This window comes from Anaerorudis cellulosivorans (assembly GCF_025943985.1).
GTDB classification, from domain to species: Bacteria; Bacteroidota; Bacteroidia; order Bacteroidales; family Dysgonomonadaceae; genus Anaerorudis; species Anaerorudis cellulosivorans.
The window spans coordinates 155,367-173,354 of sequence record NZ_JAPCWE010000006.1 but is presented as its reverse complement, the minus strand read 5'-3'; the positions used below and the strand labels follow the sequence as shown (position 1 = coordinate 173,354).

The 17,988-nt window shown below is 38.6% G+C and carries 11 protein-coding genes and 1 tRNA gene; 2 read left to right on the top strand and 10 right to left on the bottom strand.

The genetic code is table 11. From position 1 onward, the window contains the following. Positions 1-392: 392 nt before the first annotated feature. The 8 genes from OLM34_RS05160 to OLM34_RS05125 form a co-directional block, all read right to left on the bottom strand. Positions 393-1,352 (bottom strand): IS4 family transposase, encoded by a 960-nt coding sequence (locus OLM34_RS05160; protein ID WP_264405686.1) that lies wholly within the window; start codon positions 1,350-1,352, stop codon positions 393-395. Between the two features lie 155 nt (positions 1,353-1,507). Then, complete coding sequence (locus tag OLM34_RS05155; protein WP_264405684.1) at positions 1,508-3,559, bottom strand: alpha-galactosidase; 2,052 nt, start codon at positions 3,557-3,559, stop codon at positions 1,508-1,510. A gap of 400 nt (positions 3,560-3,959) precedes the next feature. Further along, positions 3,960-5,120, bottom strand: a complete 1,161-nt coding sequence (locus OLM34_RS05150) for a glycoside hydrolase family 27 protein (RefSeq protein ID WP_264405696.1) — start codon at positions 5,118-5,120, stop codon at positions 3,960-3,962. A gap of 86 nt (positions 5,121-5,206) precedes the next feature. Further along, a complete protein-coding gene (locus OLM34_RS05145; protein ID WP_264405683.1) occupies positions 5,207-6,739 on the bottom strand; it encodes a hypothetical protein in 1,533 nt (510 codons plus the stop codon). Between the two features lie 157 nt (positions 6,740-6,896). Then, positions 6,897-8,561 (bottom strand): RagB/SusD family nutrient uptake outer membrane protein, encoded by a 1,665-nt coding sequence (locus OLM34_RS05140; RefSeq protein ID WP_264405682.1) that lies wholly within the window; start codon positions 8,559-8,561, stop codon positions 6,897-6,899. Positions 8,562-8,582: 21 nt separating this feature from the next. Continuing rightward, entirely contained in the window at positions 8,583-11,930 is a 3,348-nt protein-coding gene (locus OLM34_RS05135) for a TonB-dependent receptor (protein ID WP_264405680.1), read from the bottom strand. A 186-nt stretch (positions 11,931-12,116) separates the two neighbouring features. Continuing rightward, entirely contained in the window at positions 12,117-13,139 is a 1,023-nt protein-coding gene (locus OLM34_RS05130) for a FecR domain-containing protein (protein ID WP_264405679.1), read from the bottom strand. Positions 13,140-13,260: 121 nt separating this feature from the next. Then, a complete protein-coding gene (locus tag OLM34_RS05125) occupies positions 13,261-13,860 on the bottom strand; it encodes an RNA polymerase sigma-70 factor (protein ID WP_264405678.1) in 600 nt (199 codons plus the stop codon). A gap of 358 nt (positions 13,861-14,218) precedes the next feature. Here OLM34_RS05125 and OLM34_RS05120 point away from each other — a divergent pair, with 358 nt between their 5' ends. Next, entirely contained in the window at positions 14,219-15,172 is a 954-nt protein-coding gene (locus OLM34_RS05120) for an aldo/keto reductase (protein ID WP_264405676.1), read from the top strand. Positions 15,173-15,350: 178 nt separating this feature from the next. Continuing rightward, positions 15,351-15,423, top strand: a tRNA-Gly gene (locus OLM34_RS05115). Positions 15,424-15,571: 148 nt separating this feature from the next. Here the strand turns inward: OLM34_RS05115 and OLM34_RS05110 are convergent. Further along, the gene (locus OLM34_RS05110) at positions 15,572-16,240 is read right to left on the bottom strand and encodes a DUF3826 domain-containing protein (protein WP_264405675.1); all 669 of its coding nucleotides are present in this window, start codon (positions 16,238-16,240) and stop codon (positions 15,572-15,574) included. A 13-nt stretch (positions 16,241-16,253) separates the two neighbouring features. Further along, a complete protein-coding gene (locus OLM34_RS05105; protein WP_413777194.1) occupies positions 16,254-17,945 on the bottom strand; it encodes a polysaccharide lyase in 1,692 nt (563 codons plus the stop codon). Positions 17,946-17,988 lie beyond the last annotated feature (43 nt).

Sequence of the window (17,988 nt, the reverse complement as noted above, 5' to 3'; positions counted from 1 at the left end):
TCGGATATTATCCGAGATTTCCACTTTTACCTGCAATTTGCCGTCGGGCGATTCCAATACATACGATTCGGCCATAAGACTTGTAGCTAAAAAGATTGAAATAATAAGCATGTGTAAAGTTTTCATAAAAAAATTTATTTGATTATTCATAGTCACTGCTGTCCCGTTAAGATTTGAAGTCCCGAAATAGTTCGAGTTGACCGCCGTCAGACGAGACATTTAAATTTGGTTTGTTGAACAATTCACGAACCGGTATCTTCTCAAACAACATAGTTCCTATGGTTTGAGAAATCATATAAAGTAAAGGTTCTTCGATGTGCATCTTTTTCTTTGTCAATGCCAAAAGCAAGAACGCGCATACGGCTATCCATATCTGGGTAGAGACGGCATTTTCAGAGGTACCGTAAAATGATTTGATTATGCTGCTGCTGCTTTATCCATTTGAAGAAAAGTTCGACGTTCCATCTTTCCCTGTAAAGTTCGGCAATGGTGAGTGCCTCGTAGCCGGTATGGTTCGTTATGAAGCGATACACGTTCCCACCGGCAAAGTCTTCATAGACAACCATACGGAGTTCATCCGGATATTTTTCAATAGATGCTTCTTCGGTCAGACGGATTATCTGGTCACTGATTACACCTGTCTGCGAGTCAACCGCCCCGGAAGAAACAACCTCGTACTGCATGTTATCTTTTGCCCCGGTTAAAAAGAAAGCGCCATTCTTATGGATGTTGTTGAAGAGCCTGAAGAAGTCAACGTATCCCTTATCCATCAAATAGATGGCGCCCATCTCGATGCACATCTCATCCATTTCACTGATATCATACACAGATGCTCTTGCAAGATGGATGAAAACAGGGAGATTACCTCTCAAGTCAATTTGTGCATGTATTTTTATGCCTCCCTTGTTCTTGCGGAACTTGGCCCATGGACAGAGTTTGAGACACAGACCGATGGTGGTGCTGTCGAAAGCATAAATCATATTATCAATATCAAGCCTGAACTTGTCCTTGGCGTAAATCGGCCGCACTTTCTTAATCAGGACTTCTCCCAACTCGGCATAGATGTGCAGGTCACTGTTCTCATTGGCTGTTGCCAACGTGTTCGGGGGAACTACATAACTGATGCCGCAGTGGTACAATTTTCGTACTGCTGCCAAGGCGTTCAGGGTCGCTTCGATATCACGCAGACTGTTCTTGTCTGCATATTGAGCCATGCACATAACAAAGAATTGGTCGCAGCAGAAAAGGTTCCTGACTAGAAAATCACCTTTATATCTGGCTACTGTTTCGTTGAATTCTCTACGAGGTACGAGCTGCATAATTTGTGAGAAAACTGTTTTGCCGGAATTCATGTCGTACGTTATTTGAAGGGAAGCGCAAAAGTAACCAATTCAAATCGTGTAGAAAAAAACAGGACGCATATTATTAAATATAAAATACTTCTAAACAAAATTCATCACTTTAACGGGAGACTAATGTCTTTTCTTTATTAATTTTCAAAGAGATTTTATCGTTTATAGCTTACTGACCAAAGTAATGGTTTATCTGTATCTACATATAAAGAAATCTCCCTCACTATCCCATTCTTCTTATTTGAAATAAGATGCGCATCAGTGCAATCAAATTTTACGAAATTGTAGCCTAACGGCTCCACAATATATAACTTATATTCTTCTCCATTGACAGCTTTGCTTTTCCCCTCTAATGTCAGATCTTGCCATTTTAAATCTATCAGGTCATAAGCACCGCATGTTATATGTCTGTCAGTAGCAAGAAGCTGGGGATGATCCTTAAGTTCACGAATGCAAAATAATTGGCAATTATAATCGGGATTAATTTCTCTTGTGGAAAATCCTTTGAAAAAGCTTCCTGCTAGCTGTTTCGTCCAGTATTCAAAAACCAGATATTTTTTTGTGTCATCCAAACCCAATTCTCTGAATGTAAGCGTTTGTGATTCCCCTCCTATTTTCCCCAATAACATCCAGTTTTCATAGGGTTCATTGATTTCGAGCAAGTAAAGGTAATCTTTATTATCATTTTGTCCTGCATCAAAAACCCTTGGTCCATCGCCATTAAGTTCACTATTCACTCTATAAATGTATGACGAACGTGATGGATCCACATCATAAAGCTGGCCGGGTAGGGTAAACATGACCGGTATGCTTCGCCTGGCAGCATCCACAATATCCGTTTCGTACACTTCCGGTTTGTCTGTCAACATAAACACCGATCCTGTTAACGATGTGACCATGCAGGAAGAATATGCATCTTCCTTAGAAAGAACAATATGATCGGGATCATTCCGCCAAACTACGTTATTGAAAGAATTGTATTGCGCAAATCCTGCATATCCGAAACCGTCTCCTCCGATTCTGCAACCATCAATAATTCCTATCAGTTCGGGCCGGATGCCCCAGCATCCCAACATAAAATTTCCCTCCCCGATTTCATTCCGAATGCTCTGAACCAAATTTCTGTATGCTTTTTCCCGGTCGATACCTTTTTTAGAAAAATATTCATTGTATGAATTGTATCCCTCGTATCGCAAATGCCTCAATGCATCAACTTTATAATAACTCCAACCCATCTCATGCAATCCTTGATAGACAGGTTTTATAAGCTTGTTTAAGGTTTTTGAATTTGATCCATCCATAATATATCCTACCCAATTTCCATATGCAGGGTTCCCTTCACTGTTTTTTACAAATAAATCTTTATGTGCAAGTGCAAATTCTTTCTGGTGAAAACTTGTATAAGTCCATATTCCGGGCATCAAACCTTTGCTTTTTATATAGCTTGCCAAGTTTCCGAGACCCGAGGGAAATTTATCATTTCCCTCCAACCAACTGGAAGGCAAACCTGCCGGCTCTCGTTGATACCCGTCGTCAATCTGCAAATAATCCAAACCATACGGCACAAGCTTACTGGAAAGCACATCCGCCACTTGTTTGATCTTATTTTCCGAAATATCTTTAAAATAGGCAAACCAAGAACACCAACCCGCCACAGAAGGTTTCCATACATCATAATTCCAAGGCTCGAAATAACTTAGCCCCCTGTGTTTCTGATAATAACGAGGACGGAATCGGAGTGAAATAATATTCCCGGAAATCTCGATCTTAAATTGATGAACATTTCCATCATCCAAAACAGGAATAATACGAACTGTTGTCGGGAAATCCAAAGACAACACCCAATCGCTTTTACGGTCATAAACAGCATGGTTAAGAGAACTATTACTCAATCCGATAGAATGCCTCACAATCTTTTTGGAATCGTGAGGATTATCAGCCTGACACGGAAAAGATTGAACGCTTGCGCTGATCATTCCCGTTAATTTCAAAGGTCGACTGTGTGCTGTCCATTTGTAAACCTGGTTTATTTTCCCTTCCGATTCATCTATAATCTGACTAAATAGGATAGTCGAATCCATATAATCGAATTCTCCCTTAAACAATTCTTGTCCGTCATAGTAAATAGAGAGAGTTTTCCCCTCCAACTTTAATTGTGAAGGAGCATTGGCTGGAGAAACTCCTTCCTGCTTATCAATCGCAAACACATAATTTTCTACACCCACAGAAAATAAGGTAAAAAAAATTATAAAGTAAAATAAAAACTCAGTAGTTCTCATTGAAAAAATTATGCTAATATATTAATAAAAATCTAAAAATTTGAAATCCGCCCGACTTCGCAACATCGGTTATCGCCTCTCGGACATATACAAAAAGGATTACCAAAAAGTTACTTTTGTAACCACAGACCTGTCGGAATAATCCCAATACATTTTTCGTTCACCTGCTCTTTTGCCTACCAGATACGGTTCCTCCAAATAATCACCATTCGCCATTTGAATCGTCCTGATTTTGTTTATATTTACTGTAAGCTTATTTCAGGAAAAGACAAAATATTTTGTTTTTCAACGAATTCATTATCATTGCAACGAAATATTTCGAGTTCTTCTACTTTTTTACAAATCGGTAAACTTTAACCGAATGCGGCACCATCTTTACTTCCATAACCTCTCCCTTCGGCTTTATTTCCTCATGCTGCCATAAGTCTCTTATCCGGAAATCTTTCAATTGATATGGGTCCGTTGACCAATAGGAATCCGAAGCTTTCAATACGACGGAAAAATTGACTTCCACTGTTTTAGCTTCGTCACTACGATTCAGAAGGCAGACTGCTTTTTCTTCGCCGCTCAGCTTTTTAACCCATATCTCATAATCACCATTATCTCTGAAACAGAAGGCCTGTTTCCCCAACTTATCCTGATTGACGGCTATCATCTCCTTATTAGTCAGAATTTCCTGTGTCTCCTTGTCCATGTTTCTTATATCATTGCCTGCCATCAAAGGCGCGGCAAGCATGCACCACAACGAAAAATGTGTGCGGTACTCCTCTGTTGTCATTCCCCCATTTCCTACTTCCAACATATCAGGATCGTTCCAATGGCCGTGTCCGGCATATCTCCACAAATCCTTTTGCGCATCGAAAATCCCCATCATGGCATCCCAACGGTCCACAATATCGCCCGTTGTGCGCCATAAGTGCCCGACATCCGTTGCCCATTCCCATGGCTTGTTCGATCCCCATTCGCAAATGCTGAAAACAATTGGCCTCCCTGCTTTATACAGTGCATCCCGCATCAGAGTATAGGATGCCTGAGCATTCTGGGTGGTCGAGTGACACCAGTCGTATTTCAAATAATCTACTCCCCATCTTGCATAGGTACACGCATCTTGAAATTCGTAACCCCTACTACCGGGTCTTCCCTGACAGGTCTTTGTCCCTGCACACGAGTAAATCCCGAATTTCAATCCTTTGGAGTGTACGTAGTCGGCCAGATATTTCATCCCATGAGGAAACCGATCCTTATCTACCACAATCTCCCCGTTTTCGTCCCGATCTACCTGCCAGCAGTCATCTATCACCACATACTCGTACCCTGCATCGGCCATGCCCGTTTGCACCAAGACATCCGCTACTTCCATGATCAATTTCTCACTTACGTTGCACCCAAATTTGTTCCAACTGTTCCACCCCATGGGTGGCGTCTGTGCCAATTGTTCGAACTTTTGCGCCGAACCACTCTTTGCCAATAAGGCAAAGAAAAAAATCATCCATAATGTCTTTTTCATTTTTATCTTTTGTTTAGATTTGTTTTAATAGTGCAATATTTAATAGCAAAATAACTTTCTTCGCAGTTTTATTGATCAAGAGTCTGAACGGTCATCCTTTCTCCCGCTCCAACACTTACTCTTATCCACGATACTTTTTCCCCATTGGACAATAGTTCTTTGACGTTTGCTTTCACGGGCTTACCGTTCACCAATAAATTTTTATGAGTGCCCGGAAAATATGCCTCCCATTGTATTTGTGGACCCAAATTATTGGTAAAAATCGTTTTTTTAATGCCTTCATGACGCACCGAAATGATATTCCCTTTGACAGGAACATGATCGATTTCCGCCCATTTTGTTTCCCCGTTTAACCTTGACTTTGTGATAAACGCTTGCTCTCCATATTGACCATTTACTAGCGATTCTTTTTGGGGATATAATTCCATTTCAATCCCCATCAAACCTGTAACAATTGCTCCAATGGTGCTGAAAGATGCTTCAGGATATTCCCGACGATCATTTTCCATAATGAACCGAAGCATTTCGTATGCCTTTTCGGTTTGTTCATATTTATAAAGAATTTCCGGCAGATGCGATAAAACTTCGATACTGGTTCCGGTTGTCTTTGTAGGTAAATTGTCAACTAAAGCTTTGATTGTGGATCGTAATTTTATGGTATCCGTCACTATGTTGCCCCAATAGAGAACAGAATAATCAAAATTTCGACTGTTCAATTGATGCTCTTTATTAATTTTGGAGTAATACCTTTTTGTTTGATTATCCCAACAAATTGCGTTTATAAAATTTTTTACTTCCTCCGCTTTTCCATAAAATTTAAATGCTTCCTCTTCATCACCACCAAGCTGCTGCAAGCGCGCATAAGATTCGAAAGCCGCCTGCTCGGTTGCTAACAAATCGAGAGAAGCAATATAATTGCCATCCCCTTCATCATAACCCGGAATACCTCTTACCCACCTGAACTTTCTTGTGTTGCGTGGCCTAATGTTCATAATGTGCTCCCGTTTCATCACCTTATCGATACCAAGATTCCATCGATCCACATAATCGTAAACGGTCTTTTTATAAAAATTCAAAAATACAGAATCTTGCACATAATCTTGATCACCGCTAAATCTATACATCCTGAAACAACAATCTAAGATATCAAAGTTAGCAGGCAAATTATACCAAAATTCATCATCGTTAAGATAATCCTGTAATGCAGGTGCACCGTAACGGTTTATTTCCCATAAACTACACCAATCTCTGGCATCCGTTACATTATTTGCCATAGTGTAAAGCATATTCTTAGTATAGGAATCTAAACCGAGAAAGTGGGCTCCCATCGCCTGATGGGAAACATCCCGCATACAAAAGGCCTCCCGACCTGGAAGAGCCGCTTCATACCATAAACCTACTGGGTCGTTCATAAATGCATAATCCAGAGCCTGTTTTTTTGCCCATATAAATATCTTGTTTAATGTGCTGTCAGATGAATGAAAAGTTATCAGCCCTCTCACACTTTCAGTTGCTTCTGATATTTTATCGTTATTATTGCTAATGCTACAAAAAGAAGCTAATAACAATGTTAAAAATGAAAGAATAAAAATTTTTTTCATGTTTTAAAGTTTAATAATAAGCTTACTCTGAAAAATTAATTACAAGGAAAATTTTTAGAGTTGATAATGTTTAAAATTAAATTTTCCAATGCATTGAAAAAAATTCAGAGCAAGCTTTAGATGTGTATCTTTATTTTTATTTAGAAACTCAAAATTATTATTTCCATCCGTCATTTTGTTTAATGCGTCCTCTATTTAAATCAATTTCGCTCTGGGGAATTGGCCACCAAAAATCTTTTTCGCTATATGGTTCTCTAATAGCAGGTGTATAGACAACATTTTTGGGAGGATCAAATGAAAAATCACGATATTCAATTCCTTCGATTGGTTTATTCATGACATCCAATAAAATATTCCAACGACGAATATCATAAAAACGAAGCCCTTCATCAGCTAATTCTACTCGCCTTTCGTTGCGAATTAAATCTAATAAACTACCATTATATTTTTCAGCAACAATTTTATCAATATCATTAGTATTGCCAGCTCTATTTCGGATTATTTTTATCAATCTCTTAGCTTCTTCTGAGCTTCCACCTGTTTCAACTAATGCTTCAGCTCTAAATAAGTAAGCTTCTGCATAACGAAAAATAATGAAAGAATTATAAGTATACCATGTCTCCGGTTCCTGAAAATATTTTTTCCAACTAAAACCTGTGGGAGTTTTATTCCATTCTGATCCACCACCTTCGCCCAATACATCGCCAATCATGACTTCTTTATCTTGTAAAGAACCATAATCTTTATTAGGATCAAAATAAAATTTCCCATTTTTTTCCACTACATTATCAGGGATTGTATTGTAATACTTACCACGAAGTACCATGCCTGGAGCATAAATAGTCTGATAGAAACGAGGATCTTTATTCAAATAAGGCATCTTTTCATCCTTTTCTCCGATATACTCAAATGCATCAACCAATGCTTTTACAGGTGTAGTTACACAAAATCCTCCGATTGACTGATTATACCAATCTCCCCAATAGTTAAGAGCGTCGGGAGAGTAACTTCGAACCAAAATAACCTCGTCCAAATCTTCGTTTCCCAATACAAAGAGTTTACTAAAATCAGCAAGTGGAGGAGCAGAAACAATTAAAGGTTCTGTTTCTTCCAATACAATTTGAAAGTATGATTTGTCATTTAAGTATCCTGCAGCATAAGCAGCAGCACGAGCACGCAACAAACGAGCTGCGGGCTTACCAATTTTAGATTTATTAGCAGCTTTCTCTGGTAATTCTGGAATAGCAGCTTTTAACTCATCCAAAATAAAATCGAAAACCTCTTTAGGATTTTCTATTTGCTTCACCTTTTCACTCTCTACTACAGAATTCGGATTTTCCGTATAAAACATAATATGTCCGAAAATCGAAACCAAATCAAGATAAAAATAAGCTCTCAAAGTTTGGGCTTCTCCTAATACACGACTACGTTCAATGTCATTTTTTCCACCAGGCCATTCGTATTTATCAATATTATTAATAATATTGTTAGCTCGTTGAATCGAAATATAACCATTTACCCATTTTTCCTCAGGAAAAGAAGAAAAAGTATTCCCGATTCCCCGTCCTAAATCGTATCCCCTATTCCAACTATGGGTCACAAGTCCATTATCAGTAACGGCATCTAGCCATAGATCATAGGCATTTACATTTAATCGAGAATATAAAGCATTTAATGCCTTTTCATAATCCTCTGCAGACTTAAAATAACCTTCTGCGGTGATAATACCTTCAGGATCAAGATTAATATTACTATCACAACCACTCACGAAACAAATAATTGATACTAAGACCAATATTTTATATAAATTTATTTTCTCCATAATATTTTTAATTTATCTAAATTAAAAAGTAATATTCATACCGAAATTTATGATCTTTAATGTTGGGAAGTCTGAAATTCTACCACTTCTTGCTTCGGGATCTAATCCCTGATCCATACTACTTAATGTGAATAGATTAGATCCTGTCAAATAAAATCTCAGCTTGGAAATTTTCATTTTACTTGCTACATTATCAGAAAAAGTATATCCCAATTGAGCATTCTTTAACCGGAGATAATTCACTTTTTTTAGAAAAAAAGAATTATAAGTTGAAGCATTCCGATTATTAGCAGCTTCCATACGTGGCATTTTTGCATTCCTATTTTGATTTTTTTCTGTCCATCTATCACGAAAATGAAGACCTGTAAATTGTTCATAAGATGGGCCCTCTATCCATTCTCCATATATCATTCGATTCGCGCCGCTTGAGCCCTGAAGTAAAAGACTTAAATCAAAATTTTTATATCCGACATTAATATTCCATCCATAAGTAAATTTAGGTATATTAGAAGTAAACACCTGTCTATCTCCAGGATTTATAGCACCATCCCCATTTACATCAACAAGTTTTACGTCACCAGCATGTAAGACTGACATACCTCGAGGATCCGATTCATATTTAGTCTTATATTCCTGTAATTCTTTTTCATTAGCAATTAAACCATCAGCTTGATAAATATAAAATGAGTTTAATGGCGAACCTACTCGCTCGATTGTCCACCCTGATATATGGTTATCATCACCTGCCCTGTCTACCCATTTATTTTTGTTATAAGTTAAATTGACAGAGGTATTAAATGATAAACTTTTAATTTTTTGCCGAAAACCAATCATTGCCTCTACTCCAGAATTACGTACAATTCCGACATTCTGTTCAGGAGGATCTAAGCCTATGAATTTAGGAATAGATAACGTTAATAAAATATCTTTTGTATCTTTTCTGTATAAGTCAATTTCACTATAGATAGAATTATTCAGAATATTAAAATCTAAACCTATATCTGTTTGTTCTACTTTTTCCCACGTTATCTCTGGATTAGCCATTCTTTGTTGATATACAGCAGTAACGAGTTCGCCATTCATTACAACATTTGAGGTGTTATATTGTGGCAAATACCTAAATTCGCCTATTCGCTCATTACCATTCTGTCCCCATGAAATTCTTAACTTTAAATTATTTATAAATGAAAGGTTTTTCATAAAACTTTCTTCTGAAACGCGCCAAGCAGCAGAAAAGGAAGGAAATGTTCCCCATCTATTTTCTTTGGAAAAACGTGAAGAACCGTCACTACGAAAATTAGCTTCAAACAAATATTTATCTTCAAAACCATAATTCACTCTCCCAAAAAAGGAATTAATTCCCCACTTTGAAGGATATCCTTCTGCAAATTGACTTCCTGCAGAACCCAAAGAAACATCAGGTAAAGCATCTGATATCAAATTCTTTCTTTGAGCCATAGAATAATAATTACGATACGATATTTGTTCCATGCCATATAATATAGCTAAATTATGTTTCTTGTAGAAATTTTTTTTATAATTGGCTAAGAAACGTAGCGTCATTTGATAATTATTATTCCGTCTATCCACTACACTATTCGTAGGATTCCGTTGAGATATCAACTCACCAAGTTCATTATAATATTTATGATTCTTATAATGGATTTTATTTCTGTCCCATGAACCATTTAGCGCAACTATGCCTGTAAATACCAAATCCTTAATAGGTTCAAAATCACCTTTAATTTGTCCAAAAATAACATCGAGGTTATACCGATTTTCACCTACAACATTCAGGTCTAAATAGGATATTACATTATTTAACTGATCATCTAAAGCATAATCTCCATTTTTATAACGAAGAGGTGCTGTGGGAGACATACTCCAAGCTCCGGCTAAAGCATCACCCAACCCTTCAGGCCATAAACGATCCACATGCCGATAAGTAATGTCACTGTTGATCTTCAACATTTTCCCGACATTCAAATCTGTATTTGCACGATAATTATATCGCTGATATTTAGTATTATCTGTTAATCCGGGCTGATCCAAATAATCAAAAGAAAGTCGATAACGTCCTTTATTTCCCCCTCCTGCAAGATTTAAGGCATGTTGTGTAATATAGTTGCTTCTATAAACTTCATTTGGCCAATTAGTAAAAGAATAATGATATGGATCAGTTCCGGTTTCCGTTATCTGTATATCTTCTTCGGAATATTTACTTTGCATTCCTGCATTCACTAGCGCTTCATTTACCATTGTCATATATTCGCGGGCTGTAACTTGTTTAGCTTTAATAGCTCTGTCCTGAAGCCCAATTGAACCGTTATATGATAATTGTACATCACCTTCTTTACCTCGCTTTGTCGTTACCAAAATTACACCATGTGCCCCTCGTGAACCATAAATTGATGTAGATGCTGCATCCTTTAATACCGAAATATTTTCTATTTCAGAAGCAGGAAGTTGACTTAATGAAGCTAATGACATTTCAATCCCATCAATTATTACTACAGGTGTTGCATTGCCTGTTGTACCCACTCCTCGTATATAAATTTCCGGATTGTCGCTTCCAGGTGCACCTCCTCGATCAACTATCGTAATTCCGGGACTTAACCCCTGCAAAGCTTTAATTGTGTTTACCATTGTCATTTTCTCGATTCTTTCGCCTTCAATTTTGGTTACAGCGGAAGTTGCTGTTACTTTACGTTGAATTCCATAACCAACCGCCACAACTTCTTCCAATCCTATAGCCTCTTCTTCCAGTGCCACATTAAAAGTTGTTCGGTTAGCAATGGGAATTTCCTGAGTCTTCATTCCCACAAAAGAAACCTGTAGCGTTTGAGCATTGACAGGAATACGTAGTGAAAAATTACCATCAGTATCGGTCACTGTCCCGATAGTAGTTCCCTTAACCAGGATAGTTGCACCAATAATGGGTTCACCATTGGTATCGGTTACTTTACCGGTAATGGTTTTTTGCTGTTGCTGGGCAGATTCCACACCGGAAACTAATTCAGCTACTTTTTCTTTAGGCGACAAAATGATCTGATTGCCTTCTACCTGATATTCCACATCTTCCGATGCAAATAATTTATCCAGCACATCGGCAATGGCAGCATCTTTTACTCGCACACTCACTTTTCGGTCAACATTCACCAGCTTGTTGTTGTAAAGAAAGTGATAGTCGGATTTTTCTTCAATGGTTTGCAATACTTTTTCGATGGTTGTATTTTTCATGTCCAACGAAATCTTCGTTTTCTGAGAATACACATCTTCTGCCTGTAATTGAAATACAATCAAACAGAGTAATAGGCACGTTATCCTCATGGCGATAGGTATTTTTTTGACGATTAATAATTTATTCATATTTTTGCTCTGTTATTAAATTTGTTATTGGGTTTAGTAACTTGCTTACCTTACGGGGAGGTGGAATTTTCCGAGACGGTAAGCGTAAATTTTTGGAGGAGGAGTGAATGGGAATTCATTCCTCCGTTTTTGTTTACGTAAATTATCATCCTGTTTTCATAGGCATTCCTCCCGATATTAATGGATTTATTTTCTACTTCTAATGGTAATCACCCGTTTGGTAAACGTATCGTTGTCAAGCTGTTGCTGTTTGGAAATGGTATATGTGATAGGCGCCGACATTTTCAACAGTTCCAAAATTTCTTCCAACGACTCATCCGTAAAGGTCGCCGTATATTCGTAATCTTTCAACTTTTCATCCTGCAGAACAATGGTTACGCCGAATTTGCGTGTAAGTTTTTCGGTAAGATTTTCAAACTTTTCGCGCCGAAAGACCAATTTTCCGTCCTTCCATGCCGTTTCTACATAGGTATCTGCTTTTGCTGTGGTTATTGTTTTTGTTTCTGGCATAAATAGCACCTGTTCTCCTTGCTCCAACTCTTTTCTTTCGGGTGAATCTGCTGCTGCTACCTCAACATGTCCCCGAACCAGGGTGACTTTATAGCGACTATTATCTTTATAAGCATTCACATTAAATTCTGTACCATATGCACTTACCGTCATCTGATGTGGCGTAAGCACATTGAATCGATGCTTTTTATCGGAAACGACATTAAAGTAAGCCTCACCTTCGAGCATTACTGTGCGCTCTTTCCCTTTAAATTGATGCGGATAAGTCAGCTTGCTTTGCGAATTCAACCAAACTTCACTGCCATCGGGGAGAACTGCCTTGGTAATTACTCCCGGCATAGAAGCAAGGGTTATCGTTTGTTCCGGAACATTTCTCTTAACGACAGGTTCCACAACATATTGATACAACAAAAACAATGGCAGAAGAATGGCAGCGGCCGTGCGGGTGAAATTCCAAACTTTTTCTCTGAAAGTCAAAAACGAAATTTTACGGGACAACGTATTCCATGCAGCAGAAACATCGATACTTTTTTGCTTTCTGTAATTCTCCGAAAGGCGATAAAGATGACTTATCTCCTGAAATTTTGCACGAAATTCGGGAGAAGATTGAAGCAATTCCTCAACACGTTTTCTTTCATCCGGCGATAAGTTACCGTCGAGATAAGAAAAAATTTGCGACTCATCAAAAATTTCACTCATGTTCTTGATCCACCTGATAAAATCGATTTACTTTGTACCCTTGACTAAATTTATTGAATTCTTTCACATCTTTCTTAATTGACGAACCAATGAAGAAACACCCTATGAAAAATAACTTTATTTATATATCTTTAACGCAGATCACGCAAAAAAAGTAACAAAGAAGAAGGAAGGGAAAGTATTCCTTTAGTTCTATCCGTAATAGAACCAATGCTTTACTGATATAAGATTCAACGGTTTTAGGGGAGATTTGCATCTTTTCGGCGATTTCGTTATACGTCATCTCCTTAAAACGACTCATTTCGAAAGCCTGTCTGATGTTATCGGGCAATTTATCCAACGCGCGATTTATCAGGTCTTCCAACTCCTTCAACGTATAGATTTCTTCCGGCGAATCGGGTAAATGAGAAGATCGACTTTCCTTTTCGGCATACGATTGCTGCAAAGATTGTTTGCGAAGATAATCGAGACAGGTGTTTTTTACGGTAGTTATCAAAAAATTGCGAAAGGAAGAAGTAATCGTTATGCATTTCCGATCTTTCCATATCTTCAAAAAAGTATCCTGAACCAAATCTTTCCCCGTTTCTTTGGAATTGGTGAAACGTTCGGCATACACACAAAGCGCAGGATAAAATTCAAAAAACAGTTCCTTGAATGCTTGTTGATCGTCGTTAAACGCGACCTTACGAAACAGATTTTCTATATAAACACTGTCTTTCATGCATTCATGAATAAAAATTACCTAAACGCAACACAATTATGCTGTAAAATTAAGTGAAAAAAATAGAACAACAATAGTAAACACTTTTTTAACATAAATATAAGTTATCAAATACTTGTCGTTCTCCCTCTTTTTGTTGAAAAAGATTATCTATATTGAAAATCAGATTTAAACGAAATCCAATAACATAATCAAATCGAAACAGAAATAAACAGTAAGGAATGTTTTATAAAAAAATTGACAAGGCTTAAAATTTAGCATTCATTTGCGATTTCGGAGAAAGTAAAAAAATAGGAAAAACTTTATGAACCACTGAAACGTTTAATTTATTCTGAGGAAACAATAAAAATATGCAGGTATGAAATATTCATTTTGTGGACGTAGCGGATTGCAGTTACCCGCCATTTCATTGGGGTTATGGCATAACTTTGGTTTTGTTGACGATTTTGACACAGCCGAACAAATGATTCTTTATGCTTTTGAACAAGGAATCACCCATTTTGATCTAGCCAATAATTATGGTCCGCCTCCCGGATCGGCTGAAACAAATTTCGGGAAAATACTGAAAAAGAACCTTGCTTCCCATCGCGACGAAATGATCATTTCGTCCAAGGCCGGTCACCTGATGTGGCCCGGACCGTATGGCGACGGTTCATCGCGAAAATACCTCATGGCAAGTATCGACCAAAGTCTGCAACGAACCGGATTGGAATATTTCGATATTTTTTATTCGCACCGTTACGATCCCCATACGCCGGTTGAAGAAACCATGCAGGCATTGGTAGATATCGTCCATCAAGGTAAAGCGCTTTATGTGGGGATCTCAAAGTATCCGCCAATGCAGGCTATCGAAGCCATGACGTATCTGAAAGAACACGATGTGCTCTGCCTTATCTTTCAGGATAGATACAACATGTTTCAGCGTGAACCGGAAAAAGAAATACTGAATATTGCAAACAAATTTGGAGCGGGATTCATTGCATTCTCACCGTTGGCACAAGGGATACTGACCGATAAATACTTGAATGGTATTCCCGAACATTCTCGCGCAGCAGACCCAACCGGCTTTTTGCGCAGAGAACAGGTGACGGACCAATTGATAGAAAAAGTGAAAAAGCTGAACGAGATAGCTACCCAACGTGGACAAACAATGGCTGAAATGGCACTGGCATGGATATTGCGCGATGAACGGGTAACATCGGTAATTATAGGCGCACGAAACGTAAATCAGATAAAGGATAATTTGAAAGCATTGGACAATTTGTCGTTCACCCAAGAAGAATTGGAACATATAGACAGTATCTTAAATTGAAAAAAATCGACCATTTCTTTTGAAAAATCGATAAACATGCTTACATTTGCACTCGCAAAATTAAGAGAAAAGAGAAGGTGTGGGGAAAAATCTCCCCTATAAAAATACACCGGGAAAAAAGAGAAGTCCCCTTATAATCTTATAATATAGAGAAAGGGGACATTACAAAATAAATTTTGCGGAAATAGCTCAGTTGGTAGAGCATAACCTTGCCAAGGTTAGGGTCGCGGGTTCGAGTCCCGTTTTCCGCTCTGAAAACGCTGCGATTTAATAATCGTGGCGTTTTTGCATATTGATGCAACAATAATACCCATAAAAAAACAAAATACGGAACGAACATATCCCGTATTTTGCGAACTTAAAAAATGAGAAACACAAGGCACAATAATTAATCGCTGATTATTTCCCTGTTTTATTCCTTTTCTCCCATTCGATCCTTTCCTGAGTGAGATTGTATCCCCTTTTTGAGAGATAATTATTGATCCGTCCTTTGTATTTTCCGAAAATTTCATGTTTTTTCGACGAACTCTCACCATCTATGGCATATTCTCTTGCTTCAAGAAGCCATGCATAAATTTGCTTTTTTTCTTCTTCAGTCAAGGAAGGAATCATATCGAGAAAGGCATCATAGGTCACCCTTAAAACCCCATATGTCATGCCATCTTTAACCATATCGATCTGCTCGCATGTCAAAAAAAGGGACAAATTGGCCGGGAAGGCAAAATGAGTGCGATACAATGCTGCATCTTTCTCGTTTGTGATTCTTTCCCTTTCTACATTTTTTTGTTCAGTGGACAACATCGAATTGTTCTCAAGAGCTTTTAACGCTTGATCCCGTTTTTCGTAAATATCATTCAACTCGAAATACCGATTTGCGATGATGTTTCGCACCGAAAGAACCGCTTCAGAATCCGGCAAATTCAGTTTATCCACAATTTTTTGTGATCTGGCAATAATCGTTTCGACATAGGCAGGATTTCTATTTACCGAGTCAAGGTCAACGACTGTCGCAAAAGAGCCAAATATGAAGGCAACATAAAAAAATACGAACAATTTTACGATTTTCATGCCTGCTATTTATTTATTCCATCAAAGACGATTTTCCTGCCAAGGTGTCGTAATTATTGATAGGATTCGTCCAATCAATTTTCATTTTGGGATCTATCCCATTAATATACTTTTCAATATTTGTATAACCATCGCCTGTGCAGTCTTTAATGGCATCCGAAGGGTCATTGGGATTCAGGCCATGTGCCTTCTCCCAAGCATCGGGCATGCCGTCTTTATCACTGTCCTTATAAGGCTGTCCGTTATATTCCGGATATCCCCCCACTTGTCGGATATCGGTAATAATCCCCTTTTTATAGGAATCGGCAGGCAACCGACGGTATTTAAACTGATAGAAAGAATCAGGATCGAGACCCTCGACATAATAAGCTTTACCCGTTCTCACCTCTTCAATGATGCGTTCGTCAACAATGTCTCTTTTGGGAAACGTAGCTCCCGCATTTGCCAACACATAGGCATAAGCATCGTTGGCCGAAAAGACAGGAAACGACGGCATGGGAAAAGGTTCATTCCATTTCATCGAAGCCGTATAACCTTCGGTATCGGGTTGATCTTCAACTTGAACACCTCCGGCCCAATTGTCTTGCGTAGCCCGCTCATTTCCTTCTACTACATTGCCATGGCAATACACTCGCCCGAAAGAGAGAAAATCCAACTTGCTTCTGCCCGATTCCGGTTTCAAAATGCGATGCCCTACAGGACTGTTTTTCGGCGTCAAAGGACCCGGTTTGTAATAATTGTTGATGATATTGTACAGTGCTCGGTAATCTCCTCCGTCAACCGAACGATGGACCCAGTTGTAAAGTACGTTGTTCACAAAATTGAAAACACCGTTCCATCCAATGGAAGGGTTGCGTCCCGTGTTGCATGCCCATAAATTTCGCATGAAAGTACAATTTTCGCCTCCCATTGTACTCCCGAAAGAATGGTTGTACGTATCCAGTGCTTTTGCCGAAATGGTGTTTTGAACTGTTACATTCACCGTGGGCAATTTCTCTTCCTTATACCCTTCACCCGGACTGTACATATGTCTGTAAACCGAAATATTTTCATCCAGGCCCCAGCTACAGGAGCAATGATCGATAATGATGTTTCCAACGGGATTACCTCCAAGAGCATCGTCCCTTCTGCCTACATTTGTTTCTCCTCTTCTGAAACGCATATGGCGAATAACCACATCGTGGGTGTTGATCCATACCGATTCGCCTGCAATGCATATACCGTCACCCGGAGCAGTTTGCCCGGCAATGGTAATATAAGGAGCGCGAATGATGAGAGGAGTTTTCAGACGAATTATGCCGGCTACATTGAATACGATAATGCGGGCACCACCCTGTTCACAAGCCTCACGAAACGAACCCGGGCCACTGTCGTTCAGATTGGTTACAGTGATTACCTTACCTCCACGTCCGCCAAAACTGTATGCGCCTCCTCCATAAGCACCGGGGAACGCCGGAATTTTGGCTTGAGGAAGATCAGTTGGGCGTGAAGCCCAAGGCACATAAGGCTTTCCCTTCTCCGCTTCTGTCTTTATAATGGGTAATGCTTTTTCCCAGGCAAGATCGGATTGGCGTTGCGCTTCATCCATCATTTTTTGGGTTTCTTCCTGTACCTCTTTCGGAACATCGGGATATTGGGCTTTCAATAGCGGACAAGGCAATGCTATGACTATTGAACAAGCCATGATCTGTAATTTTTTATTCATCTTAGTATCTCCATTTTTTTAATGAACATGATTCATTTATAAA